General features: G+C 44.1%; 18 protein-coding genes. 14 read left to right on the top strand and 4 right to left on the bottom strand.

What is annotated here, in order from left to right; all coding sequences use genetic code 11:
• Positions 1-4: 4 nt before the first annotated feature.
• Positions 5-3,313 carry a maltose alpha-D-glucosyltransferase gene (treS, locus tag ACSSS3_RS17030; RefSeq protein WP_442845632.1) on the bottom strand — a complete coding sequence of 1,103 codons (3,309 nt, stop codon included), beginning with the start codon at positions 3,311-3,313 and terminating at the stop codon, positions 5-7.
• Between the two features lie 483 nt (positions 3,314-3,796).
• On the opposite strand from treS, the gene ACSSS3_RS17025 reads away from it, so the two are divergent.
• From ACSSS3_RS17025 to lpxD, 4 genes are all read left to right on the top strand, one after another.
• Complete coding sequence (locus tag ACSSS3_RS17025; RefSeq protein WP_228230166.1) at positions 3,797-3,991, top strand: cold-shock protein; 195 nt, start codon at positions 3,797-3,799, stop codon at positions 3,989-3,991.
• Positions 3,992-4,096: 105 nt separating this feature from the next.
• On the top strand, positions 4,097-4,663 hold the full coding sequence (locus ACSSS3_RS17020; protein WP_442845631.1) for a Crp/Fnr family transcriptional regulator: 567 nt from the start codon (positions 4,097-4,099) through the stop codon (positions 4,661-4,663).
• A gap of 108 nt (positions 4,664-4,771) precedes the next feature.
• Positions 4,772-7,087: a beta-glucosidase gene (locus tag ACSSS3_RS17015; RefSeq protein ID WP_442845630.1), complete on the top strand. Its 2,316-nt coding sequence runs from the start codon at positions 4,772-4,774 to the stop codon at positions 7,085-7,087.
• Between the two features lie 229 nt (positions 7,088-7,316).
• Positions 7,317-8,309 carry a UDP-3-O-(3-hydroxymyristoyl)glucosamine N-acyltransferase gene (gene lpxD, locus ACSSS3_RS17010; RefSeq protein WP_442845629.1) on the top strand — a complete coding sequence of 331 codons (993 nt, stop codon included), beginning with the start codon at positions 7,317-7,319 and terminating at the stop codon, positions 8,307-8,309.
• Here lpxD and ACSSS3_RS17005 read toward each other — a convergent pair.
• From ACSSS3_RS17005 to ACSSS3_RS16995, 3 genes are all read right to left on the bottom strand, one after another.
• Positions 8,306-9,208: a DUF6268 family outer membrane beta-barrel protein gene (locus ACSSS3_RS17005; protein ID WP_442845628.1), complete on the bottom strand. Its 903-nt coding sequence runs from the start codon at positions 9,206-9,208 to the stop codon at positions 8,306-8,308. The genes lpxD and ACSSS3_RS17005 overlap by 4 nt on opposite strands.
• A gap of 192 nt (positions 9,209-9,400) precedes the next feature.
• Positions 9,401-12,532, bottom strand: coding sequence for a VPS10 domain-containing protein (locus ACSSS3_RS17000; RefSeq protein ID WP_442845627.1), 3,132 nt, complete (start codon positions 12,530-12,532; stop codon positions 9,401-9,403).
• Between the two features lie 120 nt (positions 12,533-12,652).
• Positions 12,653-12,931 carry a hypothetical protein gene (locus ACSSS3_RS16995; RefSeq protein ID WP_442845626.1) on the bottom strand — a complete coding sequence of 93 codons (279 nt, stop codon included), beginning with the start codon at positions 12,929-12,931 and terminating at the stop codon, positions 12,653-12,655.
• Positions 12,932-13,272: 341 nt separating this feature from the next.
• On the opposite strand from ACSSS3_RS16995, the gene ACSSS3_RS16990 reads away from it, so the two are divergent.
• The 10 genes from ACSSS3_RS16990 (at position 13,273) to ACSSS3_RS16945 (ending at position 25,548) form a co-directional block, all read left to right on the top strand.
• Positions 13,273-13,809, top strand: coding sequence for an Hcp family type VI secretion system effector (locus ACSSS3_RS16990; protein WP_228230049.1), 537 nt, complete (start codon positions 13,273-13,275; stop codon positions 13,807-13,809).
• Positions 13,810-13,940: 131 nt separating this feature from the next.
• The gene (locus tag ACSSS3_RS16985) at positions 13,941-15,503 is read left to right on the top strand and encodes a protein adenylyltransferase SelO (RefSeq protein WP_442845625.1); all 1,563 of its coding nucleotides are present in this window, start codon (positions 13,941-13,943) and stop codon (positions 15,501-15,503) included.
• Positions 15,503-15,757 (top strand): peptide methionine sulfoxide reductase, encoded by a 255-nt coding sequence (locus ACSSS3_RS16980; RefSeq protein ID WP_442845624.1) that lies wholly within the window; start codon positions 15,503-15,505, stop codon positions 15,755-15,757. The genes ACSSS3_RS16985 and ACSSS3_RS16980 overlap by 1 nt, the downstream gene beginning before the upstream one ends.
• On the top strand, positions 15,750-16,256 hold the full coding sequence (locus ACSSS3_RS16975) for a peptide-methionine (S)-S-oxide reductase (RefSeq protein WP_228230046.1): 507 nt from the start codon (positions 15,750-15,752) through the stop codon (positions 16,254-16,256). The genes ACSSS3_RS16980 and ACSSS3_RS16975 overlap by 8 nt, the downstream gene beginning before the upstream one ends.
• A 98-nt stretch (positions 16,257-16,354) precedes the next feature.
• Positions 16,355-17,026, top strand: coding sequence for an FAD-binding oxidoreductase (locus ACSSS3_RS16970; RefSeq protein WP_442845623.1), 672 nt, complete (start codon positions 16,355-16,357; stop codon positions 17,024-17,026).
• A gap of 118 nt (positions 17,027-17,144) precedes the next feature.
• Positions 17,145-17,672 carry a hypothetical protein gene (locus ACSSS3_RS16965; RefSeq protein ID WP_228230044.1) on the top strand — a complete coding sequence of 176 codons (528 nt, stop codon included), beginning with the start codon at positions 17,145-17,147 and terminating at the stop codon, positions 17,670-17,672.
• Positions 17,673-17,761: 89 nt separating this feature from the next.
• Positions 17,762-18,682 (top strand): EamA family transporter, encoded by a 921-nt coding sequence (locus tag ACSSS3_RS16960; protein ID WP_442845622.1) that lies wholly within the window; start codon positions 17,762-17,764, stop codon positions 18,680-18,682.
• Positions 18,683-18,889: 207 nt separating this feature from the next.
• Positions 18,890-21,697, top strand: coding sequence for a CHAT domain-containing protein (locus tag ACSSS3_RS16955; protein WP_442845621.1), 2,808 nt, complete (start codon positions 18,890-18,892; stop codon positions 21,695-21,697).
• Between the two features lie 43 nt (positions 21,698-21,740).
• Positions 21,741-22,493 (top strand): hypothetical protein, encoded by a 753-nt coding sequence (locus tag ACSSS3_RS16950; protein ID WP_442845620.1) that lies wholly within the window; start codon positions 21,741-21,743, stop codon positions 22,491-22,493.
• A gap of 172 nt (positions 22,494-22,665) precedes the next feature.
• Positions 22,666-25,548 (top strand): CHAT domain-containing protein, encoded by a 2,883-nt coding sequence (locus tag ACSSS3_RS16945; RefSeq protein WP_442845619.1) that lies wholly within the window; start codon positions 22,666-22,668, stop codon positions 25,546-25,548.
• The last annotated feature ends 5 nt before the right edge of the window (positions 25,549-25,553 follow it).

The following is a 25,553-nucleotide window of genomic DNA, read 5'->3' as shown; positions in this document are numbered from 1 at the left end:
AAATTTATTTGCAGGCATCCAACACCGCCTGAATACCACGGAGGGGCACCAGCGACCAGTGCGGACGATTATTGAGCTCGTAATTGAGTTCCATAATGGCTTTTTCAAGCATAAAGGTTTCCAAAAGAACGGTAAAATCACGCGTATTTGAAGGAATCAAATTTGAATTCTCAAGCGTATCGCAATAGCCTTTCAGGAAGAAACGGGTCATATAATAAAACCAGAGCTCGGCCCATTTTTCCAGCTCAGACTCACGGTATTCATCGGCATAATTGATTTGCATAAACGGCGTATAAGCCGCATAATGAAGGGATCTTATCATCGAGGCCACATCCCGCAGACCTGACCGTAGAATACGCCGCTCGCTAAAGGGTCGGGTAGGCTCACCTTCAAAGTTAATGATGATATAATCTTTACCCGTCCACAGCAATTGCTCCAGATGGTAATCGCCGTGTGTGCGTATTTTTAGCGTATCGAGCTTGTGATCAAATACCCGTTTAAAGCAGGCTGAAATTTCACTTTTTCGCTTTAAAACAGCTTCAGCTTCCTGCTGAATGCCTTCGGGAAGACTGGGTATTGATTTCTTTAGATTTTCAAAAGTCTCCCGGGTAAGACTTTGTAACGAGGAGTAGAGCGAGCGCTGATAGTGCAGCGAAAACTCTTCGTGTTCAAAGCCCTTTTGATTTTTATTACTGGCCAAAGCCTGATGCATTTCGGCACTACGCTGGCCCAAAAGACTAATGCGTTCGGGCAATAAACTATCTACTAATTCCTGATCGCGCTCATTCAATTCTTCAAAAGTGAGTTTCTCGAGTCGGGATTCGATCTTAAACTCAGGTTCGTCTTCCACAGCCGTGGTTTCTACACGTTCCATATAGCGATGGGCTGCATCTTTGGCATTTTCCCAGGCAGTACCGGTGTTGGTTACCAAATCCTGCATCATACCCAAAACCGGATCGCTGTTACGCGGTGTTTTGTACCGAATACTGCCCATATATAAAGGCGTATTGTCAAATTGTACGGTTTCGGTCAGGAATTTTGAAATCTCCGCATCGGGATTGATCGTGCTGTCTAATCTGCGGTATAATTTTAAAAAGTACCGGTGATCATAAATGATGGAAGTATTGCTGCGGCGGCTTTCGATCAAACGCGAGGCAACCTCTTTGATATCAGAGTCCGGTGCGGTTTTTCCCTTATCAAAAATCATTGCTTCCTTACCGGATTTCAGGGTTTTGCCCTGTTGCAGACTGTAAAACAAGAACTCGCGATAGGCAGGTACGTGAACGGCATCGACTAAGAACCCTTCCTCTTTACCCAGTTTTAATTGGGCGACCCGGCCTTTTTCCGGAATTTCTTCAAGTATTTTCTCGTGCGAACTCGCCACAAAAGCCAGTGGAAACTGGTAAATTTCCGGCAGACCTTCATTATAAGTAACGTCTACGATTAAATTTTTAACCGGAATTTCGTCTACATCCAGATCTATTCTATTGGCAACGCTAATGCCCTGAATGATGCGGTTGCGGTCTGTAAACCAATACTTTCCTTTAAAATAGCGTGGGAAAACTTTAGTCTCAAGTGCCTGAAGCACTTTGGTCTCAAACAACTGCTCCCAGCTGTTCGCTTTGATTTCGGGCAAGGGCCCATCCTGAATTTGCACATCTGCCTTGGTCAGCGAAAACCAGTAATAACCGTGTGGCGCCAGGGTGAAGAGATACGGTCTCGAGCTTATACGCGGAAATTTATTATGGCTAAAGACTTCCACCGGAATATAATCTTTAAACTCATCAAGTTCCAGCTCTACCGCTTGTGAAAAACGCGAGAGGTTTGCGATTACCAGAATGTTTTCGTCCCCATAACTACGCGTAAAAGCCAGAATTTTAGAGTTGGAAGGAGAGAAGAACTTGATATCACCCCGTCCAAAGGCTTTAAAACTCTTACGCATATTTAAGATACGCTTCATCCACCACAATAGCGAGGATGGATTGATTTGTTGGGACTCTACATTAACCGTTTGGGAATTGTACTGTGGGTCTATGATTGTAGGCAGGTACAGCTTTTGCGGGTTTGCCATTGAGAAACCGGCATTGCGGTCTGCCGTCCACTGCATAGGTGTGCGTACCCCGTCACGGTCACCCAGATAAAAATTATCACCCATCCCGATCTCATCCCCATAATACATCACGGGAGTTCCCGGAAGGGAGAAAAGCAAAACATTCATCAACTCAATCTTGCTGCGGTTGTTATCGAGCAAGGGAGCCAGACGGCGTCTGATACCCACGTTGATTTTTGCCTTGGGATCCTGAGAATACACCTTGTACATATAATCCCGTTCCTCATCGGTCACCATCTCGAGGGTGAGTTCGTCGTGATTTCTCAGGAAAATCGCCCACTGGCAACTTTCTGGAATATCGGGAGTCTGGTCTATGATATCGATAATGGGATAGCGGTCTTCCATTTTTACCGCCATAAACATACGCGGCATAATGGGGAAGTGGTAGTTCATATGACACTCGTCACCTTCTCCAAAGTAGGCCGCAGAATCTTCGGGCCACATATTGGCTTCTGCCAGAAGAAGCTTATTGTCGTATTTATCGTCAATGCGCTTGCGCAGTTTTTTTAGGAAATCGTGTGTTTCCGGCAGGTTTTCACAATTGGTGCCATCACGTTCAAAGAGATAGGGCACGGCATCAAGCCTAAACCCGTCAACGCCCAGGTCGCACCAGAAATCCATTATATTAAAGACTTCTTCCTGCACATCGGGATTGTCAAAATTCAAATCGGGCTGGTGGGCAAAAAAGCGGTGCCAGTAGTACTCGCCTGCAACCGGGTCCCAACTCCAGTTTGAAGGTTCGGTGTCTGTAAAAATAATTCGGGCGTCCTTGTATTTTTCAACACTATCACTCCACACATAATAGTTACGGTATTTAGAACCTGCCGGAGCTTTTCGCGCCCGCTGAAACCACTCATGCTGGTCTGAAGTATGATTGATTACCAGTTCGGTAATAACTTTAAGACCACGATTGTGCGCTTCCTCAACTAAACGTTTAAAGTCTTCGATCTCGCCGTAAGAGGGATTGATGCTGTAATAGTCTGCGATGTCATACCCGTCATCACGCAGGGGTGAGGGGTAGAAGGGAAGCAGCCAGATGGCCGTAATACCCAGTTCTTCGAGATAATCTAATTTTTGAAGCAAGCCTTCAAAATCCCCAATTCCGTCGCCATTACTATCAAAAAATGCCTTAATGTGCAGTTCGTAAATTACTGCGTCTTTATACCAGTTTTTCTGATCGTGCGGAAGAATAGGGTTTGTCATAAGTTTAGATTGTATTTAATTATTAAAAAATATGCGAAAGCAAAAAAGCTGCAACAACTTTAAATTTAACAAACAGGAGGCAAAAAGGTCGTTAAATAAAGAATAAAGCTTTGCGGGGGATAGTATGAAGGGCTCTTTTTAGGCTGTTTTTAAGATATTTAAAAGATAATCAGGTATTTTGACGTTAAGACCAATAATTAGTCTACCTTTACCCCAGTAAACGCAGATAGGTTTTCTGTGTATTCTATAAGTTCAGTACTTTTTTTAAGTTATTACCGCTCTCGAGGCAAGTTTCCATTCTGAAACAGGTGAATTTTTTCACACTATTCTTCACAATACTACTTCTTCTTTAACTGTATTCTAAGATTCTTATCAAGTACCTGTAAACCCGGTTTCAGGACTGTTTTGCCTGAAGTCTAATAAGATGATATGAATAAAATAAAACGCTTTTTAAATAAATTAATTAATAATAGAGTAACTACAATGAAAGAAGGAACAGTAAAATTTTTCAATAATTCAAAAGGATTTGGATTTATCAATCCTGAGGGGTCTAACGAAGATATTTTCGTACATTCAAGCGGCTTAATTGACGAAGTACGTGAAAATGACCGCGTAGAATTTGAAACTGAAAGAGGTAAAAAAGGAATCAATGCAATCAACGTTCGCGTTATTGACTAAGTCCATATTTTATAAATTTATGAAAGCCTTCCTTGTGAGGGCTTTTTTTATGCGCTATTTTAACCCTTCAACAACACCGGTTGTTAACCGGGCAACAGGCAGACCGTGATTCCGCAATTTTTAAAAAGACTTCAGGAATTTTCTCCCCTTAGTGAGGCCACTCAGGCCGAACTACAGCAATACCTTTCGGTCGTAGAAATTCCTAAAGGCGAATTCATTTTAAAGTATCACGAAGTTTGCCGGTATATTTTTTATATCGAAAAGGGATTTGCACGTCAATATTATTTTAGGGACGGAAAGGAAATCACCGAATGGTTTGCAGGCACACACGAGTTTTGTTTTTCAATAAGCAGCTATTTTGACGCTACGCCCAGCAACCTGCTTATCGAAGCCGTTGAAGAAAGTACCGTAATACGCCTGCATCGCGATGGAATTTTGCAACTGAGCAAGACCAATCCCGAAATCGCGCAGTTAGCTTTGGGTATGTTTGCCCGGTCGCTTAAATTCTCCCAGCTACGCACCGAAAGTATTCTTTTTCAATCGGCACGCGATCGCTATTTACATCTTTTAGAAACCAAACCCTACGTGATTCAGAAGGTTTCACTTGCGCACATCGCTTCTTTTTTGGGTATTTCGCAGGAAACCCTGAGCCGCATCCGTGCAAAAATTTAAGTTTTATCCTGAGAATTCCACATTTTAAGAGCTTCATTTTGATTATTTGACAAATGTCAAAGGATTCCTAGTATTAGAATTTCATATTTGGTTTTAAATATACCTCTTATGAAAAAACAATTTTTATACCTCCTGCTTTTGAGTTGTGCAGCACTTTCTGCTCAAAAGAACACGCAGGAACTTATTGATGAACTCACCCTTGATGAAAAAATCTATTTCTTAATTGGAACCGGCATGGAAGTTCCGGGGCTCCCGGAAGATTCAAAACCGGCAATGGCCGTAGTAGGTGCTACAAAAAACGAAGTTGCCGGTGCTGCCGGAACGAGTTATGCTGTGCCCAGATTAGCTATTCCGGCAGTGGTATTTGCCGACGGTCCTGCGGGAATTCGCATCAGTCCGCAGCGCGATACCAATCCCGGGCAAACCTTTTATGCTACTGCCTTCCCAACAGCGAGCAGCCTTTCATCAACCTGGAATACCGGTCTTGCCGCTCAGGTAGGCGAAGCTTTTGGTATTGAAGGCCGCGATTATGGGGTTGATTTCCTCCTGGCACCTGCGCTTAATATTCACCGGAATCCGTTAGGCGGACGTAATTTTGAATATTATTCTGAAGATCCCGTGCTTGGCGGAATGATCACAGCCGGATTTGTAAACGGCGTACAAGCAACAGGCCTGGGTGCGACCATCAAGCATTTTGTGGCAAACAATTCGGAAACCAATCGTACGGCTCTTAACACCGTAGTAAGCGAGCGAGCCTTGCGGGAAATATACCTGCGTGGATTCAAGATTGCTCTGGATCACAGCGATCCCTGGGCGGTTATGTCTTCCTATAACAAGATCAACGGAACCTACGCTTCTGAAAATGAAGAACTGCTTACCCAATTACTTCGCGAAGAATGGGGTTACCAGGGCTTTGTAATGACCGATTGGTTTGCGGGTACAGACGCTGTCGCTCAGGTAAAAGCAGGTAACGATCTGCTGATGCCGGGAACCGGCGCTCAGTTTAAAGCCCTAAAAGCTGCTGTTGAAGCCGGCGAACTGGACGAAGCCATTATAGACCGTAATCTAACGGCCATCTTAAATACCTATCAAAAGACTTTTGCCTTTAAAGGATATGAACCTTCGGGAATTACAGATCTGGAAGGACATAAAGCCATTGCCCGCCAGGCAGCAACTGAAGGTATGGTTTTACTGAAGAATGAAAAGGAAAGTCTTCCGCTGGCAACCGGACGCAAGGTGGCTCTTTTTGGATCGGCTTCTTACGAAACCATCGCCGGAGGAACCGGTAGCGGGGATGTGAATAAAGCCTATAGTATTTCGGTATTGGAAGGCTTAAAGGCTGCAAATGTGAAATTAGATGAACAACTGGTTTCTGATTATGAGATTTATATGAAAGCCGAACGGGCTAAAATTCCACCTAAAGCGCTATTTTTTCTGAAAGATGAGCTGGTTCCTGAAAAATCCTTTTCGGCAGCAGAGCTTAACAAGCTGGCCAAAAATAATGATGTGGCAGTATTCACGTTGGGTAGAACCTCAGGCGAGTTTCAGGATCGTGCAGAAGCCGATGATTTTCTGCTTACCGAAACTGAAAAAGAACTGCTCACCAATTTGAAACGCGCTTTCTCCGGGCCCGGGAAAAGTCTTGTTGTGGTTCTCAATATTGGCGGGGTCATCGAGACCGAATTTTTAAAAGAAACAGCAGACGCAATCTTGCTGGCCTGGCAACCGGGACAGGAAGGCGGTAACGCGATCGCAGATGTACTTACCGGTACGGTTAATCCTTCCGGGAAATTGCCGGTGACTTTTCCTGTACAACTTGCCGATGTGGCTTCATCAAAGAACTTTCCGGGTAGCGTGCTCGATCCGGATGCCGAAAAACCTGCGAATCCGCTACAGGGTGTGCCTTCCGAAGAAATCTATGAAGAAGGGATTTACGTGGGTTACCGCTATTTCGACTCCTTTGAGGTGCCGGTTTCGTATCCTTTTGGTTATGGACTTTCGTACACCAGCTTCGCGTATGCTGATTTAAAGGTTACAGAAACTGCTGAAGGTGTACAATTACAGTTTAGCATCACCAATACGGGAAAAACAGCCGGAAAGGAAATCGTGCAGGTTTATGTTGCAGCTCCGCAAACCGGTCTGGAAAAACCTGCAAAAGAATTGAAAGCTTTTGCGAAAACAGGCTTACTCAATCCTGCGGAATCAGAAACGGTGACACTTACAATCAACAGGGATGACCTGGCTTCATACGATGACGAGGCTCACGCCTGGATTCTGGAAGCAGGTGACTACACCTTTAACATCGCGGCATCGGTAACCGATTTAAAACTACAGACCACAGTAAACCAACCCGAAAAAGTGCTTAGAAAAACAAAAGCCCTTCTCACTCCTAAAGTGTCAATACCTGTTTTTTCTAAGAACTAGACATCTGTTTCAAAAAACGATTGTCGTTTTTGGTGAACCGGTTTTGTGCAAAAAGCAACTCGTATCGAGTTGCTTTTTTAATTTTGGCTCATTTTCAACTTTTTATATTTACCTTTCGCGCACTTCAAACGGGTTAGCACCTGCTTTTAGACAACACTGGTTATCTACCTTGAGCAGATTTGCAAGGCACTTAGCTTCAATTTTGAACTACCGCTTAAACCCTTTAATCATGAAAAATTTTTCACTAAACCAGCTTGCAGCTTTGCTCAACGCCGAAATTTCTGAAAACAGCACGCAACAATTTACCGGCTTAAACCATCTGGATGCTGCCACATCAGACCAGGTCAGTTTTATCGGTTCATCTAAATACACGAAGAATTACGCGACCTCAGGAGCGGGAGCGGTTGTAATCAACGAGAATCTGAAACATTTGGTTTCCGGTGCTATTCCGCTTTTGATTGTAAAGAATGCTGATTTGGCAATGGCCAAATTACTAAGCCTTTATGAACCCGATGCTCCCGAATTTGAAACCGAAATCAGCGACCGGGCTTACATTCATCCCACAGCACAAGTCGGATCCGGTTGTAAAATAGGCCCGGGTTGTTACGTGGGTGCGCGTACCGTGCTTGCCGAAGGCGTAACACTCTATCCAAACGTTACGATTCTCGATGACTGCAGCATTGGTACCAGGACTACCATTTGGTCCGGAACTGTAATCCGGGAACGTTCGGTCGTTGGTGCCTTTTGTATCTTTCACAACAACGTGAGTATTGGGGCAGACGGTTTTGGATACCGACCGGCAGATGACGGCAGCGGTCTGGTCAAGATTGTTCATATTGGTAATGTGATCATTGGGAATGGAGTAGAAATTGGTGCCAACTCGTGTGTAGACCGAGCAAAATTTGCTTCAACCATTGTGGGTGACGGTTGTAAGATTGACAATCTGGTACAGATCGCGCACAACTGTATTCTGGGAAGGTGCTGCATTATGGCAGGTCATAGCGGACTCGCCGGTTCGGTGACGCTGGGCGATGGTGTTGTTATAGGCGGAAGCGCTTCGATAAAAGATCATACTACCATTCACAGCGGGGCAGTGGTTGCAGCAGGCTCGGGAGTGATGGGCGATGTGGCAGCCGGAAAAACGGTTTTGGGATATCCGGCAACAGATTCACGCGATAAACTTCGCGAATGGGCTGCCGTACGGAAACTGGGTAAAGCTTAAAGCGGAAAACGATAGAGCAATTCCAGCTTAAACAAAGCCCCTTTAGCAAGAGGCGTATTCAACTGATTGCGATCATCACCCAAAAAGAACAGACTCAATCCCAAATCAACCTGATCACCTTCTTCAAAAGCTTTATACGTTCGCGTAATGCTATACCCGGCTTTGGCTTTTAAAAACAGATTTTTGGCCACCGGATAGCGCAGGTAGGCAAAAAATTCCGTGGTGTTTTTGACGAAATAAACGTTTTCGGTATTGAAAACAGGATCACCCAGGGCGTAACTGGAGGTAAGGCCGTTTACATCTCCGCCAATATTCAATTTATCGCTCAGCATATAGTTTATATCCCCGTTTATGGTCGTGATATAGGCTTCAAAGCGCTTGCTGGGGCTCAGATAATAAAAACCAGCATAAGGGACCAGAAACGGACCAAATTCTTCGGTATTGGCATACAAACCAAACTTCCAGCTGAAGTTTTCATTCTTCTTTAAAGTAGCCAGTGCGAGCCCGCCCAACTGAAAACCTCTGCCTGTCATCGCATCGAGTTGCGTTGCCAGTTTTGGAATCACCAGATACGTAATGGCAAGCCGGTCTGAATACCGGTGATTAAAGCCTAAAGCAAGTCCCAGAGAGGCAAATGTGTATTCCTGTGGAATTGTGGGGTCTATGCGAAGCGTATTCGATTCGACCAAAAGCGTACTGATAAAGGTATTTTTTTCGTCTAAAACCTTGGGAAAGGTAAACTGAAACTCCAGTTCGCTCACCGCTGTAGACTGGTTGCTGTTTTCAAAATCGTTTTGCGGCGTGATGCTGTAAGACAGATTGGCGATATCCACATAGTTTTGCGCGTAGCTCGTAAACGAAATGGCAAGTAGCAAAGCAAACGGAAGGTATTTTCTCATTTGACGAATATAACTAAAAATAAAAACGGCTGACTAAAAAGTACAGGCTAGATATCAAACTGCCCACATGCTTCAGGAATCGAAGTTTGTGAGGGTAATTATCAAACCGTCTTCGACAGGCTCAGACTGACAGTCAAACAGCTTTCAACTTTTAGAAAATCATTAAAATAATTATCAATCCAAATCAACGTTCTACTTCACCCGAATAGCACCAATCCCGGCCTCCCAGAGACTGGTATTATATTGTGGTATACGTGTATTAAGCAGCGTATTTCCTGCTGCTTTCAGTTCCTGCCATTCGGCATTTAAGAGTTTTAGTTGTTCCAGATTTGAGGCGTTTACGCGGGGAATACTGCTTTCGGTTTGATTGAGTAAAAACATATAATTTGCGGTAAACTTGTTTTCGAAATTCTCCACATCATCGTAAGCTTTTGACTTGCGTTGCACCATTTTTTCATCCCATTCCTCCAGATCGGCGATCAGCTTTTTACCGGTTTCCTGAACTTCCTCAGGAAGGCTTTCTCTGGTTTTAAGCAAAGCGGAAAGTTGATCCTGAGCGCTTTTTAGCCTATTCACCAGTTCGTGCATTTCGGTGACCTTAGCTTCCATTTCGGTCATTACGCGGTCGTATTCGGCAAATTGTGCGGCAGGAATATCGAGATTGGGATTCGGCTGAATCACCGCAGCAACAGTTTCGGTTTGACCACCATAGTCTAAAGTGATGTTATACGTACCCGGCGCTACCTTGTGCCCCGAATAACCGGCTTCGATATACACCTCTTCAACACCCGGAATACCTGAGTGTCTGCCATCCCAGACAAAGCGATTCAATCCTTTGTGCTTGCTAAGAGTTGGGACGGGTGAAGGGCCGCCTGCATAGGATTTAAAGTTTTCGTCCGCTTCCGAAGAAAAACGCGTGATAAGTTTGCCCTGAGCATCGCGTATGCTCAGTTGCAGTGCTGTAGTATCGGTCACTTTAGGCAGGTTGTAATACAATACCACTCCGTTTGCAGGATTGACTCCGGCGTCATCGGTGGTTCCGTCAAAGTCCGGATTACTCCCGTTTAAAGCGCTGTACCAGCTTCCATAAACCGATGCTTCGGGTTCGTAAAGCTGAAAGTCAGCCGTTTTGTTTTCATAGTTGGCTAAAAGCTTGAGGTCATCAAGTATCCAGAACGAGCGGCCTGAAGTGGCAACAATCAAATCTCCGCGATGCACTTTCAAATCGGTAACAGGCGTCACCGGAAGGTTTAACTGCAGGGATTTCCAGGTTTTCCCGGCGTCAAAAGATACGTAAACACCCTGTTCAGTCCCGGCATAAAGCAGGCCTTTGCGGTCTGCATCTTCGCGCACCACTCGGGTGTATGCCCCATAGGGAATCCCGCTGCTGATGTTTGACCAGCTTTTACCGTAATCTGTGGTTTTATAAATCGCCGGGGTATAATCATTAAACTTGTAGCGGGTGGTGGCGATATAGGCGGTAGCAGGATCGTGTGGCGACACCTCAATTGCGTTAATCAGGGTTTCCTCAAGGCCTTTGGGCGTAATATTCTGCCAGCTTTTGCCATTATCCCGTGTGAGGTGCACCAGACCGTCATCACTTCCGGTATAGAAAACACCTGCTTCGTGAGGCGATTCGATCAGGTAGCTGATGGTCCCGTAATTTTCGGCACCAACGGCTTCAACCGTGTAAGGACCTCCGCCTTTCCCTTGTTTAGCGTCGATATTTCGGGTAAGATCAGGTGAAAATTCAGTCCAGGTTTTTCCCATATCGCTGGTTTTTAAAACCAGTTGGGCGGCGTGGTAAACGGTTCCGGGTTCGTGCTGTGACCAGATGATGGGGGCATTCCAGTTGTACAGGTATTTCATATCGCGCGCGGCTTTCCCCAAATACTGAATAGGAGCCGCCATGATGTTTGTACTCATTTTGGTTTCGGTATCCAAAACTTCAATGGTTCCCAGATAGCTTCCACCATACACATATCGCGGATCATCGGGATCGAAAGCCAAAAAGGCGCTCTCACCACCCGCTGAAGCCGACCAGTTTTCGCGACCAATGCCTCCGCTTCCCGGAGCCATACTGGCAATTTTTACCGAAGAATTATCCTGCTGCCCGGCATAAATATTATAAGGATACAGGTTATCGGTATTGATGCGGTAAAACTGCGCGGTAGGCATATTGTCCTGAGTCGACCAGCTTTCACCGTAGTTATAGGAGATCGCAGCGCCACCGTCGTTACCAATCACCATATTTTTAGAATTTGCCGGGTTGATCCACAAATCGTGATAGTCGCCGTGGGTACCGGAGAGGCTTTCCCAGGTTTTTCCGCCATCGGTTGAACGTAAGGCAGGAGCACTCAACACATACACGGTGTTTTCTGCGGAAGGATCTGCAAAAACCTCAGTATAATACCAGGCGCGCTGGGTAAGACGGTTATCGCCGCTCACCATATTCCAGCTTTTACCGGCATCATTTGAAACGAAAAGTCCGCCTTTATCCTGCTGGCTGTCGCTTTCAATAAGCGCATATACCTTATCGGGATTGGCCCGGCTTACTGCAATCGCCATTTTCCCTTTTTCTTCAGGAAGGCCGTTGTGAATGGTATCCCAGGTTTTTCCGGCGTCGGTAGATTTGTAAAGTGCGCTGCCCGGGCCACCGCTGATCATTTTCCATGGTGTGCGCTGATGCTCCCACATCGAGGCGTACAGCACATTGGGATTGTGAATATCCATAGAAAGTTCGTTAGCTCCCGTTTGCTCATTTACGAATAAAACCTGTTCCCAGCTTTCGCCGCCGTTTGTGCTTTTGTAAACCCCGCGTTCGGCCGTTGGGCCCTGCATAGCGCCCTGAGCAGCCACGTAAACCACATCCGGATTTTTAGGATCGATCACGATTCGCGCGATTTGCTGGGTTTTGGTAAGACCTATATGCTTCCAGGTTTTTCCGGCATCGGTTGATTTATAAACCCCATCCCCGTAGGAAGTCATCACCCCGCGAATGGCGTGTTCGCCCATTCCCACATAAATCACATTAGGATCAGACTCCGATACCGCCACAGCACCCACCGAACCGGTCTTAAAGAAGCCGTCTGAGATGTTGTACCAGTGCTGCCCGGCATCGGTGGTTTTCCACAAACCGCCACCGGTGGTTCCCATATAATAGGTGAGGGGATCGCCCACCACACCGCTAACCGAATTGCTGCGCCCGCCTCTGAATGGACCTATGCTTCGGTATTTTACGGGTTTAAAATAATCGTTAAGTTCCTGCGCTGCCGCGCTAAAGCCAATGAGAAGGAGTAGGGAGAAATAGTATTTGATTTTCATAAGATCAACCGGTTAAGGATTCGTATTAAAAATAGAATTTATTAAAGTTCCTAAAGGTTGCATCCATAAAAAAAGCGACCCAAGTGGATCGCTTTTAAAAATGCTGTGAAAAAAGAGGTCTTAGTTTGCGATTTTCTCAACTTCGCGCTCTACGTCTTTCTTAAATTTCTTGGTATCATTACCGGTAATTTTATGCTCTACTTCATCGTAAGCTTCTTTTACCTTGATTTCAGCGTCGGTATAGGTTTCTTTTAATTTGCTACCCAAATCATTGATCTTTCCTTTGATTTTAGCTTTTTCTTCTTCGCTTGCGTTTTTATATTTCCACCATGCAAAAAGTCCACCGGCTAAACCTAAAACTGCTGCTGCTATTCCTGTATTCTGTTTTCTAATTGTCATAATCAAGTGTTTTAATGTTACACACTAAAATAGGCAAAGCTTGTTCCAACCGCCTAGTTGTCAGTCAACTTTACAATAACTTTAATAGTTGCATCCCTCAATTCAATGATTCTCTTAAATTTTTAAGATTCGATTTCAGGACTAGTGTCATTTTAGGTACTGACACCTCGTTTTTTAGACAGGTTCTTGCTGCCTGGCCTGTATACAGGCATTTTATTTGGTAATTTCAGGAAATTTCCCCTGTAGGAAAGGGTTAAGTAGCCGCTGTTTTCATCAACATAAGCCCGTATTTTTAATTCCTTTAGAAATAACCTGACCAACTAACAACTTAAAAACTCCTTATGAAGACTTGCTTAACACTTTTCCTGCTGATTCTGGCAACTGTGACCCTTCAGGCACAAACTCAGATGTATTTAGAAATTCCCGGTATTGAGGGAGAATCTTCGGTAAACCGCTTTGAAGATCAAATTGTGATTGATGCCTTTGTTTTTTCGGCTGAAAGCCCAAAATCAAAAGTAGTGTCGGGCAGAACGCGCAGTACGGTGCAATTTTCAGGAATGAATATCGCCAAGAAAACCGATGCAGCTACAAATCCTATGCTTCAGGCGCTTACCCGCAATCAGCGATTTGACGAGATGGTACTAAGCCTCATCAATACATCCGGTGCTCAGGGTGCGGCTCCGTATTTGGTCTATACCTTATCTAACGTGGTGATTTCATCTTATGATGTAGAAGTTACTCTGGAAGACTCAAAACCCCGTGAATCCTGGATTTTAGAATATGAAACCCTCAACGCCGTTTACACAAAAATGGAACGGGATGGCTCGGCGGGAGACACTAACGAGTTTGAATACAAAATCAAAACCGCACAAAATTAGTCCTAAACCGAAGACGCTGATTGAGAATCCCTGCCAGAAACCTGACAGGGATTTTTTAGTTTTTAAGACAGGAATGGGTGCGATGACCGACAACCCTTTTAAAACCTGTAGTTTTGCATAAAACCTTCGCAATGGATTTTAAACTCAACAATCGCTTTTCACAAAAACTTCCGGCTGATCCCAATACCGAAAATTCACGACGTCAGGTTACTGAAGGTTTTTACTCCTTTGTAAACCCAAAGAAAACCGGCAAGCCACAATTACTGCATGTTTCTGAAGAAATGCGGGAAGAATTGGGCCTTTTACAATCTGATGTTCAGTCTGATGAATTTTTAAATCTGATGACCGGTAACAGCGTTTTGCCTGAAACCAAACCCTATGCGATGCTTTATGGCGGACATCAGTTTGGGAACTGGGCCGGCCAGTTAGGCGACGGGCGAGCCATCAATCTTTTTGAAACGGAAGGTAAGACCGGTCACTGGGCGCTACAGCTCAAAGGAGCAGGGGAGACGCCTTACTCGCGCAGTGCAGACGGTCTGGCGGTTTTACGCTCTTCTATACGCGAATATTTGATGAGTGAAGCGATGTATCATCTGGGCGTTCCTACCACGCGGGCTTTGTCGCTGGCACTTACCGGTGACCCGGTACTCCGCGATGTGATGTACGACGGAAATCCCGCTTACGAAAAAGGGGCGGTCGTTTGCCGCGTGGCAGAATCCTTTTTGCGCTTTGGTAATTATCAAATCTTTACCGCCCGAAATGATATAAAAGGTCTTCAACAGTTGGTCGACTACACCATCGAAGCGCATTTTCCGCATTTGGGTAAACCTTCTAAAGACGTGTACCTTCAGTTTTTTGATGAAGTAACCCGGCGCACGCTCGATTTGATGATACACTGGCAGCGTGTGGGTTTTGTTCACGGCGTTATGAATACCGATAATATGAGCATTTTGGGACTGACGATAGATTACGGACCCTACGGCTGGCTCGAAGGTTTTGACTGGGGCTGGACGCCCAATACGACAGACCGGCAGCATAAGCGGTATCGTTATGGCAACCAGCCGAATATAGGGTTGTGGAATTTATACCAACTCGCCAATGCGCTCTATCCGCTGGTGGATGAATCTGAAGGTTTTGAGGAAATCCTTGACCGTTATAAAAGCGGTTACGCCACAAAATCGCTCGAAATGATGGCCGGTAAACTAGGATTGCAAAATCCCGGTGAAGCCGATTTAGAACTCATTGCTGATCTCGAAGCCTGTCTGCAGCTTACCGAAACCGATATGACGATCTTCTTCCGCAAACTGGGTGATTTTAAAAAGGATGCTTCCGTAAACGGGTTTGATTTGATTGCTGATTCTTTTTATAATGCCGAAGAGCTTACGGAAGCTGTCAAAACGCAATGGAACGCCTGGTTTTCCGCCTACGCGAAAAGAATTCAAAATCAAAACCTTACCGATGAAGCCCGAAGTGCGGCCATGAACCGGATGAATCCCAAATACGTGCTGCGCAACTACATGGCTCAGCTTGCGATTGATGCCGCAGATGAGGGCGATTACAGGCTGATTGATGAATTGTATGAGCTGCTTAAAAAGCCCTACGACGAGCAGCCCGAAAACGGAAAATGGTTTGCCAAAAGACCCGAATGGGCACGGGATAAGGTAGGTTGTTCCATGCTTTCGTGCAGTTCGTAATGAAGCTTAAATCCCTGATATCCCGTATTCCTGAAGGTTATTCGGAAGGCAGCTATAAAGGCCGGAAATACGGCATTACCCGTACCGGCTTCAATGCCGGAAAAAGCTTTAAAGTCTATGCGGAAGAGTTGGGCGGCACCGATTTTATAAGTCTGAATTTTTATGAAACTAAAAGCGGAGAACTGCTTAAACCCTGCGAAATGCCCGAGGCTAAAGTGATCGCGTTTTTAAAGGAAGTAAAATGGAATGACTGACTCTCTGCAAAAAATAGCCCTTGGTGGTGGATGCCACTGGTGTACTGAAGCGGTATTTCAGTCCCTGCTTGGTGTAAGCCGGGTAGAGCAAGGCTACGTAGCAGCCACAGAGGATGAAGCCTGGTTTTCGGAAGGGGTGATCGTGCATTTTGATGCCGAAAAACTTCCGCTTCCGGTTTTGCTGGAAGTGCACTTGCGTACGCACAAAAGCACTTCGGCACACAGTTTTAGAGACCGGTACCGCTCTGCGATTTATACATTTTCGGCTATACAAAAAACGAAAGCACAAGGTATTCTGGAAGAACTGCAGCAGCATTTTGAAGCCCCGCTTGTAACCCGGGTTTTGGATTTTTCGGCCTTTAAAGCATCGCGGGAAAGTCTGCACAACTATTACCGTTCTGATCCCGATAAACCTTTTTGTATCAATTACATAAACCCGAAACTTAAACTGTTGCTTCAAGAGTTTAGCACGTACTTTAATGCTTCGTATCTGCGCTAAGATGGATTATGCTTTTGGTAAAATTTTAACGCAGACATTAAGAAAACCTTGGTAGTCAGGCCCGCTTTGAGTGTGTATTTTTAAGAAAAAACTATACTATGAGCACTGTAAAAATCAAGGAAATTCATTTTATAAATCACGATGTCCTGCACATCGCAACCGAAAAACCTGAGAATTTTAGTTTTGAGCCGGGGCAGGCAACCGAGGTAGCCATAAATAAACCCGATTGGAAAGATGAAAAGCGCCCGTTTACATTTACCAGTCTTCCCGAAAACGAAAATCTGGAATTTACCATTAAAACCTATCCCGAGCACGATGGCGTAACCGAGCAACTTGGCAAACTTACTCCGGGAGACGAGTTGATTATTGGTGATTCCTGGGGAGCCATAAATTATGAGGGGCCGGGTGTCTTTCTTGCCGGTGGAGCGGGTATTACGCCTTTTTTGTCCATTTTCAAAAAGCTGGATAAAGAGCAGAAACTAGCCGGAAACAAGCTGATTTTCGGCAATAAAAAGAAAGAGGATATCATTTACGCAGCAGAACTCGAGAAAATGCTGGGCGATGATTTTATCAATATTCTTTCAGACGAAGAAGATTCCCGCTATGCCAGCGGTTATATCGATAAGGAGTTTATCAAAAAACACATCAATACCACCACGCTCAAGAAATTTTATGTGTGCGGACCGCCACCGATGATGGATGCGGTTCTCGAAGATTTAAAAGCTCTGGGAGTCACAGAAGATCGAATCGTGATGGAGGCCATGGAATAAGGATTTTCTTAGTTTCACAGCGAAAATCTGCCTCATTTTATCAAAAGAAGGCAGATTTTTTTGGTTTAAAACCGAATAGTACCGATTTACGTAAATTTTAAAAATTATATATACCCCTATGAAACGAATACTTCTACTGTTAAGCCTTTTAGCAATGACTGCCTGTGATAAGATTGATGACCTCACCAAATTTGATTTAGATTACAACAGCAGTGTCACCATCGAGTCCGGAACCCTGATTAACCTTCCGTTTGTGGTGCAGACGCCGCCTGTGCAAACCAATAGCGAGTCTGAATTTGAATCAAACAATACCCAAAAAGACCTCATTGAGTCCATCAAACTCAGTCGTATGCGCCTCATTATTACGAGTCCTACTGATGCAGATTTTAGCTTTTTAGAATCTATTGAAGTTTTTATCAAGGCAGAAGGTCTTGAAGAAATACCTTTAGCTTCCTTAAATCCGGTCGCAGGAGACGCTTCGGGTACGATAGAGCTTAATACCAGCAATGCAGAATTGAAAGAATACATCAAAAAAGACCGCTATACCCTGCGTGTTGAAAGTATTACCGATGAGGCCATTGACCGCGATATTGAACTAGATATCAGGAGCGTTTTTCGGGTAGATGCGCGTATTCTCGGTTTGTAACTCATACCGAGTAAGCAGCAGATTAGTAACCAAAAACTGACGCGATTTCGCCCAAAAAGCAGAGCTTTGCCTCCGCTAATTTTTTTGCCGTGCTATCCCGAAAAAAAACCTTTATCATCCTGTCATTTATTGCCATTTACGTCTTTTGGGGGTCTACTTACCTCTGGAATAAAATGGCGGTTACCGAGCTTCCTCCGTTTATGATAGGCGGAATGCGGTTTTGCACGGCAGGTCTGCTCATTTTTGGTTTAGCAGCTGCCCTGGGACACTCCCTGCGTATCAGCTGGAAGCAGTTGGGAAATTCTATTTTAGCCGGAATTCTGTTTTTATCTTTGGGCAACGGAGTCTTTGTATGGGCGCTGAAATACATCGACAGTGGTTTTGGCTCGCTCATAGCCTCAATGTATCCCTTATTTACCATTTTGATTATGATGCTCGTGCAGAAGCGTAAGCTGAAAAAGATGACTGTTTTTGGCGTTATTTTAGGCTTATGCGGAATGATTTTATTGATCAGTCAGCGGGAACTGGCGGTAGAGCCCAATTTCTGGTTGGGCGTGGGTCTTGCGGTAACGGCCATTTTTAGCTGGAGCTGTGGCAGCCTGATGGTCGCTCAGGTAGATACCCCGAAAAATCATTTTGTAAGCACGGCGTATCAGATGACCGCTGCCGGTCTCATTTTAATCCTTGCCAGTCTGGTGATCGGCGAGGAGTGGAGCAATCCGCTAAACTGGCAATCCCGTACGCAAATTGCGATGCTTTGTTTGGTATTCTTTGGGAGTATCGCAGCATTTTCGGCCTTTAATTATCTGCTAAAAAATGTGGCTACCGAAAAAGTGACCACTTCAGCCTATGTAAATCCGGTTATCGCGCTGTTTCTGGGCTGGTATTTTTTGGGCGAAAAACTCACGACGCAGTCTGCTGTTGCAGCAGCCATCCTGATCACCGGCGTCTACTTCATCAACACCGGAAGAAGTAAAAACAAAGTTGAAAATATGCGGTCTGGGAAGTGATTTCTTGATTTCCTGATTTTTTGTTTCTTATTTATTATTCCATGTTTCTGATTCCTGATTTTGTCATAACGATAAACGGTAAACGGCAAACCGTAAACCAACAGAAAACAGAAAACGGCAAACCACAAACCCACAAATACGTCAATTGCCCTATTGATTACAGGTGCTTCCCGGCCCTACTTTTAGATCGTAAAAACCACACGATCTATGAGAATTCTAGTACTGATAGTCCTGTTTTGCAGTGCGCTCAGGGCACAACAGCCTTTTTCCAGAAAAATAGAGCAAAATTTGCTTTATACCGAGGCAATTAATGCAGCCGGTAAAGATTTGAACAGATTATGTAATATATCTGAATTTCTTCTTAACCAATACCCCTTCCCATACAGGATACCGGCTATTACCGGATATAATCTGATCGCGACGCCATCCTCAGATCAGGCTCTTTTTTATACTTCAATGGCTGTTTACCTTGCTCCGCTAGATGAATATTCGGCAAAACTGAATTATATAGCCGCGTTGATAACAGGATCTGATTTTCAGCGAAATGAAGCCTTTTACAATTATGTATTCACGTCTCAGCTAAATCAAAACGAAACTGAGGTTTCCAAAAGTTTAATGGCTTATCTGGACTTCTATAAAAACCAGCCGGATCTGCTGTCTAAAATAGAAACAGACCTGGCCGCTATATCTGCTTTAAAAACCAGATTTCAAGGCGGGATAGAAACTGCAAATACAGCTTTTAAATATGCAGAGCTGAATACTGATGTTTCCGCTACACAAATCGAAAGTCTGAATGTTGAGTTGCAAAATGCACGAAAAAATGGAGCCATCCCAAATCTGGCATATTCCTGTTTACTTTCAAAACTCGGCGATGCACTCTGGTATCACGATTTAAAAAGTACTGCCGTTCGCTCAACTTTTGAAAGGTATTTAACAGAGCAAAACCTGAATCCATTTACGGGGTTTTTATTGGTACATAGTTTCGGTAATACCTATTCAAGCCAGGAAAATCAAAGGCTAATAGAAATTCTAGATGTTTTACTAAGCAGAAGAGGTGATTTATTCAAACCTCAGATTACCTGGCTACTAAATAAAAAAGCTAAAGCGCTGCGAGAACTGAATAACTATGCAGCCTATACAAACGTGTTAAACGAAATCACCCCACTTATTAAAGATCTTCAAAATCCGGATTTGCTGATCGATTCCTATCTGGTTTTGACACCTCCCGAGATTGCGAAGAAAACCGAAACCGGCACAAATTACCTCCAAAAAATGCAACGACTTATTGATTTAAATCCCCATTTGAGCGGTGGATACCAAAAAGTCGTTACTGAACTGATGATTTTAGCCGGACTCAAAAGCGTTGAGGAATCTGTTGCAATAAGACCGGCAGATTATTTTAACAGAGCTATGTTGGCTTTACAGGAAATGGATTATGAGGGCATGATAGGCTCATTAGTTCAGGCTAAAAACCTTCTGGATGCCGAAAGAAAACAAGCTGATGCAGCCGTTCGAAAAGAAACAGAACTGGTTTATACAAAAGTACTTACCAATTTGGCGGGTGCTTATATCAAAACGGGACGTCCTGCAGAAGCTCTGGAAACAGCAGAGCTAATTAAAAACGCTGAGCTCAACACACTTTTAAATTCCAATTCAACCAGTTCAAGAACGGTTAGGGAAATACAGGCAAGTCTCGCAACTGATGAGGCCATTATCTACTATTTATCTCCGGGTTCATTAGATGACACGGGATATTTCAATTTTTTGGTTACTAAAAACAATGTAGAAGCTACATTTTTTGACTTTACCAAAATTGTAGCCGATCTGTTTACCGAAAATCCGTCGATTACGAGTTACGTGGAATCAAAACTGGCAAAAAAAGAATTGCGACGGCCAAATAATACAGAGCGCCCTGCATTTTCTGCAAACTATATGGCACAACCGGGTGATGCACGTATCTTTTTTGAAACGTACCGCACTTATCTGGAAGCTGCTAAAGAAGACAGGCCGTTTTTAAAAGCCGGAGAATTTGCCAGACTATCTGCCAATATTTGGTATGTATTATTCCCCAACCTAAACTTTTTGCGTGATATTAAAAAAATCACAATCGTACCTACCGGTGAGTTAAGCTTTATTCCGTTTGAAACATTGATTAACCCGGTCACTAAACGCTATCTCATTGAGGATTTTGAAATAGGCTATGCTCCCAGTGCAAGTGTGCTTGTATCCTTAAGACAAAAACAAAAGACAAGTTACAAAAAGAATGTGCTGGCTTTTGGGGATGCCAAATACAGCCTTAGAAACAACACCCATTCTAAAATAGCTTCTATAGCAGATATCAAACGGCTGCAATTAGAAGTAAATGAAGCCATTGAATCAGGAAAAGATCTGGATTTTGCCTATGGGGCTTTTCAAACCGAAAAACCTATGAAATATCTGATAGGTACAAAAAATGAAGTGGAAGCCATAAAGCAAATCGTTCCCATGACTGATGTGCGGCTAGATAAGCAAATGACCGAAAATGAAATAAAAAGTATGTCTGACGCAGGTTTACTAAAGGATTATAAGGTGATTCATCTGGCCAGCCATGCTTCGGTAAATCCTTACATATTTGAAATGAGTGCCATTGCTATGAGTGTTCTTCCAAGTCCTGTAAACGGAGAAGATGGTATGCTCACCGTAAACGAAATCAAAGCATTAAAAATGAATCCGGACCTGGTTATGCTTAGTGCCTGCCAGACCGGCCTGGGGCGCATTACTACAGGAGATGCCGTTCAGGGGTTAAACAACTCCCTGTTTCAGGCCGGTGCTAATGCCAGCCTGACATCACTTTGGTCTGTAAATGATTACACGACCAGCATTTTCGTTCAGGAGTTTTACAAAAAAGTCTTTCAGTCAAATATACCTTATGTAACAGCGGCGACTGAGATTAAACGTGCCTTTATAGCCGGAGCCTATGGCGATGAATTTAAGCATCCCACGTATTGGGCTCCATTTATCTATTACGGCAAATAAACAACGCTATTAAACTTTAATATAAACCTTAAATCAGATCATTATGATACGAATAGTTCTAATTACCTTTTTGTCATTACTAAGTTTATTTGCCAAAGCTCAGGAAGGAGATTCCTGCCAGGCAGGAGATTGTAAAAATGGATATGGATATAGTTTTAATGTAAATTCAAAAGACATGTATCACGGTTTTTATAAAGATGCCGTGTTTGAAGGAATAGGATATCACCAGCTACCCGGAGGGAACTGGTACTTTTCAAACTTTAAATCAGGAATGCCAAATGGATTTACGGTATATAACGAAGGGGAAGGTACAGTTTGCGGTGTTTTTGAAAACAATCAGAAAATCGGGCCACATATAAAAATTCTTAATTCTGCAGATAAGGTTGAAAGGGAACTGCTTATTTATACTAAAGGTCAGCTTACCGCAAGTAAACTTTTTGTCGGTGAGGCAAACACAGAAAACCCTTGCCTTGCCGGCAACTGTGATACGGGTTTTGGAATACTTAAAAGCGACGATACCCTAATGTCAGGGATTTTTAAAGACGGTTTATTTGTGCAGGGTGAGGTTCAGCTTCTTGCCTATAACGTTAGTGAATATTATAAACCACCAACACTAGACCAGTCGCTGGAGCCTTATTTTAAATACTTCAAAAGGTTGACGCCAAATGGTGTCGAAGAAGCTGCACATATGACCAGGGGTTCGCGAGCAGATGGTCAGTTTATATTAATTAATGCCAGTACAAATGCTTTAAAAGCTGCCCTTTTTGAAGATGGAGAACCCGTAAAAATCTTTTAAAACCAGGTCTGTTGGCAAACACTGTTTTGGGTTAATCGTTAATTGGGTTTTTGCAGAAACGGTAAACGGAAAACCGTAAACAGAAAACGCCAAACCCATAAATACGTCAATTGCCCTATTGATTACAGGTGCTGCCTGGCCCTACTTTTAGATCGTAAAAACCGCACGATCTATGAGAATTCTAGTACTTTGGCTGTTCTTTGGCGCTTCGCTATGGGCACAACAGCAGGCCGTACCCGTTGACATCAACAAAAATCAAAATTTCCAGAAATTTACCGCTCTTAAAAAGGCAGGTAATAATCTGGAAGCATTTAAACTTGGCTACGAACTTCTGGACGCGTATTATACCCATACCGATCTGTATTTCGATTTGGGTCTAGCCCGCGCGGCTTTGCCTAATGCACCCCAGGAAGGTGCCGCAATGGTACAAAAGGCTTACGATCTGGAGCCCATTTACGACCGTTTGGCTCAGGCGGCTATTTCGTATGCCTTTTATACCAAAGATTTAGCACGGGCCAAACAGTTGTTGTGGGAGTACAGTTTTTACCCGCGTCCACCCGAAGATTTTACTGCCGCGATGAATTACCTCAAGGGCTCACTGGAGTATTACAAATCTTCCTTTACCGCTGATCAGGCCAATACCGCGCAGCAACTGCTTAATATGCACCGCAGCGAGGCCACACAAAATATGAAGTATTTCTGGGAACATTTCAATCCCGTCTACAGCGCTTCTCCTGAAGAAATGGTTCAAAAGGGCCCGGCCCACTATCTCAACCTCCTTGCACCCGTCAAAAAGCAGATGCAGGCCGGGGCATTTCCGGTGAGTTATTACAATCAAAGTCTCGAAACCCTTGCCACACGCACGTTTTGGAACAACTGGAAACAGGCAGCAATCCTGATTCCCGAGCTTAAAGAGCAATTTTCAAATGCGCGTACCACACCGATGATGAAGCTTAAGATTTACGATATCCTTTCAAAAATCAACGAAGTAAACCGCAATTATGAAGATAACCTTAGCCTTGCAACCATAATGCTTGACGAGTTGCCGAAATACTCCTATTCCAATTCGGCAATAATGCTCGCTGCAAACAATTATTTGTTTTCCCTTATTCAGCGCGAGCAATTTAAAGAGGCTTATGCCTTTGCTAAACAGGTAGAAAGCCTTTTCGAGAAAGTAACCCAGCCCGAAGTCAAAATGAACGGGTACTACAACCTGTCACGGGCTTACTCCTATGGAGGGGATAAAGCCAAAGGAATACAGCTGGCCGAGGCCGGAGTCGCGTATATGAAAAACACCGGCAATGAATCGCATCCGCAGTTTGGCAAGACCTTACCGGAAAATCTTCAGGCTTTGAACGTGTTTCAGGATAAAAGCACCCTTGTTGAAACAGATCTTAATTCAAATGATGTGATTGAGCTCTACGATTATGGGCAACAATTGGGGATGCAGAAAAAATATGCCGAAGCGGTTCCATTTTATGAAAAAGCCTTTCAGCTTTATAAACCCAAAGTTAAAGCTGCAACCGGCAGTGAACGCAGCAATTTGCTGGATCTGTATACCAAAATAGGAGGGAACCTGATCGCCTGCCTTTTTGAAAGTAAGCAAACCGATAAGATTTTTCCGTTCATGGAAGAACTCAAAGCCAACGGCTTACTCACCTCTAAATCTGGCGCAACACCGGTAAGCCTGCCTGCACTACAAAAAAGCCTTAAGCCGGACGAAGCACTCATTTATTATAGTGACGTTATGCGTGGTAATACCCATGAAGGGGTTTATATGGCCGCTGTGATTACAAATAATACCATCAATTACCGCTATGTTAACGCTGCAGGTGCTCTGATGCGGGTGTATGTAGACCGCAATGCAGATATCGGTGAGATCGAAAAGAAAATGGCACAGCGAGAGCTGCGACAGCCACACTATACCGTTTATCGAAATCTGGAAGAAGCCGGCTATAATCAGTATAAAAAAGGGGATTTTGTTCTGCTGGCCGAATTGTACCGAAGTTTTCTCAATCCTTCTGAAGGCGGCGAGGTACAGCAACAGTTTACCGATTCAGCCTATAGAGATTACATAGCCGGCGCTTTCTATACCGATCTTGTAAGCCGACTCGAACCCTGGTTTGAAGGTAAAAAACGCCTGTATATAAGCGCAGACGGAATACTTAATTTTTTGCCTTTTGAAAGTTTTAAAAACCCCTTAAATCGATATCTGGTCGAAGATTATGAGATAGGCTATGTGCCCAGCGGCAGTCTGCTGGCTGACCTGCGCCAGCGTACCGCTTCGGCCTATGAGAAGAACGTGCTCGCTTTTGGTGATGCCAAATATGAAAAGTATGCCAGTGTGGGTCGCGAACTGAAATCAGGAGCAGACATCAAACGCCTGGAACTTGATGTAGAAAAATCACTACAGCTTAAAGAACCGCTCGATTATGCGTTTGCCACCTTTTCTAAAGAAGCTATGAAGTATTTAAAAGGCGCTAAAGCCGAAGTTCTGGCAATAAACGAACTCGTCCCCAAAACCGATTTGTTTCTGGATACCCAAATGACCGAAAACCATTTTAAAAAACTCCATGCAGCAGGAGCCCTTCACAAGTATAAAACCATTCATTTGTCGAGCCATGCTTCCGTACATCCCTACGTTTTCGATTTAAGCGGTATCGCATTCTCGGTCTATGCCAATCCGCGCGAAGGGGAAGACGGGATACTAACTGTTGCAGAAATGGGCGCTTTAGACATTGAGACAGACTTTATGTTCCTCAGCGCCTGCCAGACCGGCCTGGGCAAACTGGTGCCCGGAGAAGGCGTGCAGGGGCTTAATCAGGCGATGCTAATGGCAGGAGCCAATTCGACCCTCACGACTTTATGGTCGGTAAACGATTACGGTACCAAGATCTACACCACCCAATTGTATAATAAGATTTTTAACGAGAATAAAGAGTATCTAACTGCCAGTACCGAAGTAAAACGGGCCTTCATCCGTGGTGATTACAGCAAGCAGCTTGATTTATCGCATCCGCAGTTTTGGGCACCGTTTATTTATACCGGCAAATAGATCGT

This window comes from Leeuwenhoekiella sp. H156 (assembly GCF_052218455.1).
Classification (GTDB): domain Bacteria; phylum Bacteroidota; class Bacteroidia; order Flavobacteriales; family Flavobacteriaceae; genus Leeuwenhoekiella; species Leeuwenhoekiella parthenopeia.
The sequence above is the reverse complement of the archived record's forward strand: the minus strand, read 5'-3'. Positions and strand labels throughout refer to the sequence as shown.

What these genes read in the sequence shown, in the direction of transcription:
- treS (WP_442845632.1), bottom strand. Translation starts at nt 3,313, where the DNA reads ATGACAAACCCTATTCTTCCGCACGATCAGAAAAACTGGTATAAAGAC.
- ACSSS3_RS17025 (WP_228230166.1), top strand. Translation starts at nt 3,797, where the DNA reads ATGAAAGAAGGAACAGTAAAATTTTTCAATAATTCAAAAGGATTTGGA.
- ACSSS3_RS17015 (WP_442845630.1), top strand. Translation starts at nt 4,772, where the DNA reads ATGAAAAAACAATTTTTATACCTCCTGCTTTTGAGTTGTGCAGCACTT.
- lpxD (WP_442845629.1), top strand. Translation starts at nt 7,317, where the DNA reads ATGAAAAATTTTTCACTAAACCAGCTTGCAGCTTTGCTCAACGCCGAA.
- ACSSS3_RS17005 (WP_442845628.1), bottom strand. Translation starts at nt 9,208, where the DNA reads ATGAGAAAATACCTTCCGTTTGCTTTGCTACTTGCCATTTCGTTTACG.
- ACSSS3_RS17000 (WP_442845627.1), bottom strand. Translation starts at nt 12,532, where the DNA reads ATGAAAATCAAATACTATTTCTCCCTACTCCTTCTCATTGGCTTTAGC.
- ACSSS3_RS16995 (WP_442845626.1), bottom strand. Translation starts at nt 12,931, where the DNA reads ATGACAATTAGAAAACAGAATACAGGAATAGCAGCAGCAGTTTTAGGT.
- ACSSS3_RS16990 (WP_228230049.1), top strand. Translation starts at nt 13,273, where the DNA reads ATGAAGACTTGCTTAACACTTTTCCTGCTGATTCTGGCAACTGTGACC.
- ACSSS3_RS16985 (WP_442845625.1), top strand. Translation starts at nt 13,941, where the DNA reads ATGGATTTTAAACTCAACAATCGCTTTTCACAAAAACTTCCGGCTGAT.
- ACSSS3_RS16980 (WP_442845624.1), top strand. Translation starts at nt 15,503, where the DNA reads ATGAAGCTTAAATCCCTGATATCCCGTATTCCTGAAGGTTATTCGGAA.
- ACSSS3_RS16975 (WP_228230046.1), top strand. Translation starts at nt 15,750, where the DNA reads ATGACTGACTCTCTGCAAAAAATAGCCCTTGGTGGTGGATGCCACTGG.
- ACSSS3_RS16970 (WP_442845623.1), top strand. Translation starts at nt 16,355, where the DNA reads ATGAGCACTGTAAAAATCAAGGAAATTCATTTTATAAATCACGATGTC.
- ACSSS3_RS16965 (WP_228230044.1), top strand. Translation starts at nt 17,145, where the DNA reads ATGAAACGAATACTTCTACTGTTAAGCCTTTTAGCAATGACTGCCTGT.
- ACSSS3_RS16955 (WP_442845621.1), top strand. Translation starts at nt 18,890, where the DNA reads ATGAGAATTCTAGTACTGATAGTCCTGTTTTGCAGTGCGCTCAGGGCA.
- ACSSS3_RS16950 (WP_442845620.1), top strand. Translation starts at nt 21,741, where the DNA reads ATGATACGAATAGTTCTAATTACCTTTTTGTCATTACTAAGTTTATTT.
- ACSSS3_RS16945 (WP_442845619.1), top strand. Translation starts at nt 22,666, where the DNA reads ATGAGAATTCTAGTACTTTGGCTGTTCTTTGGCGCTTCGCTATGGGCA.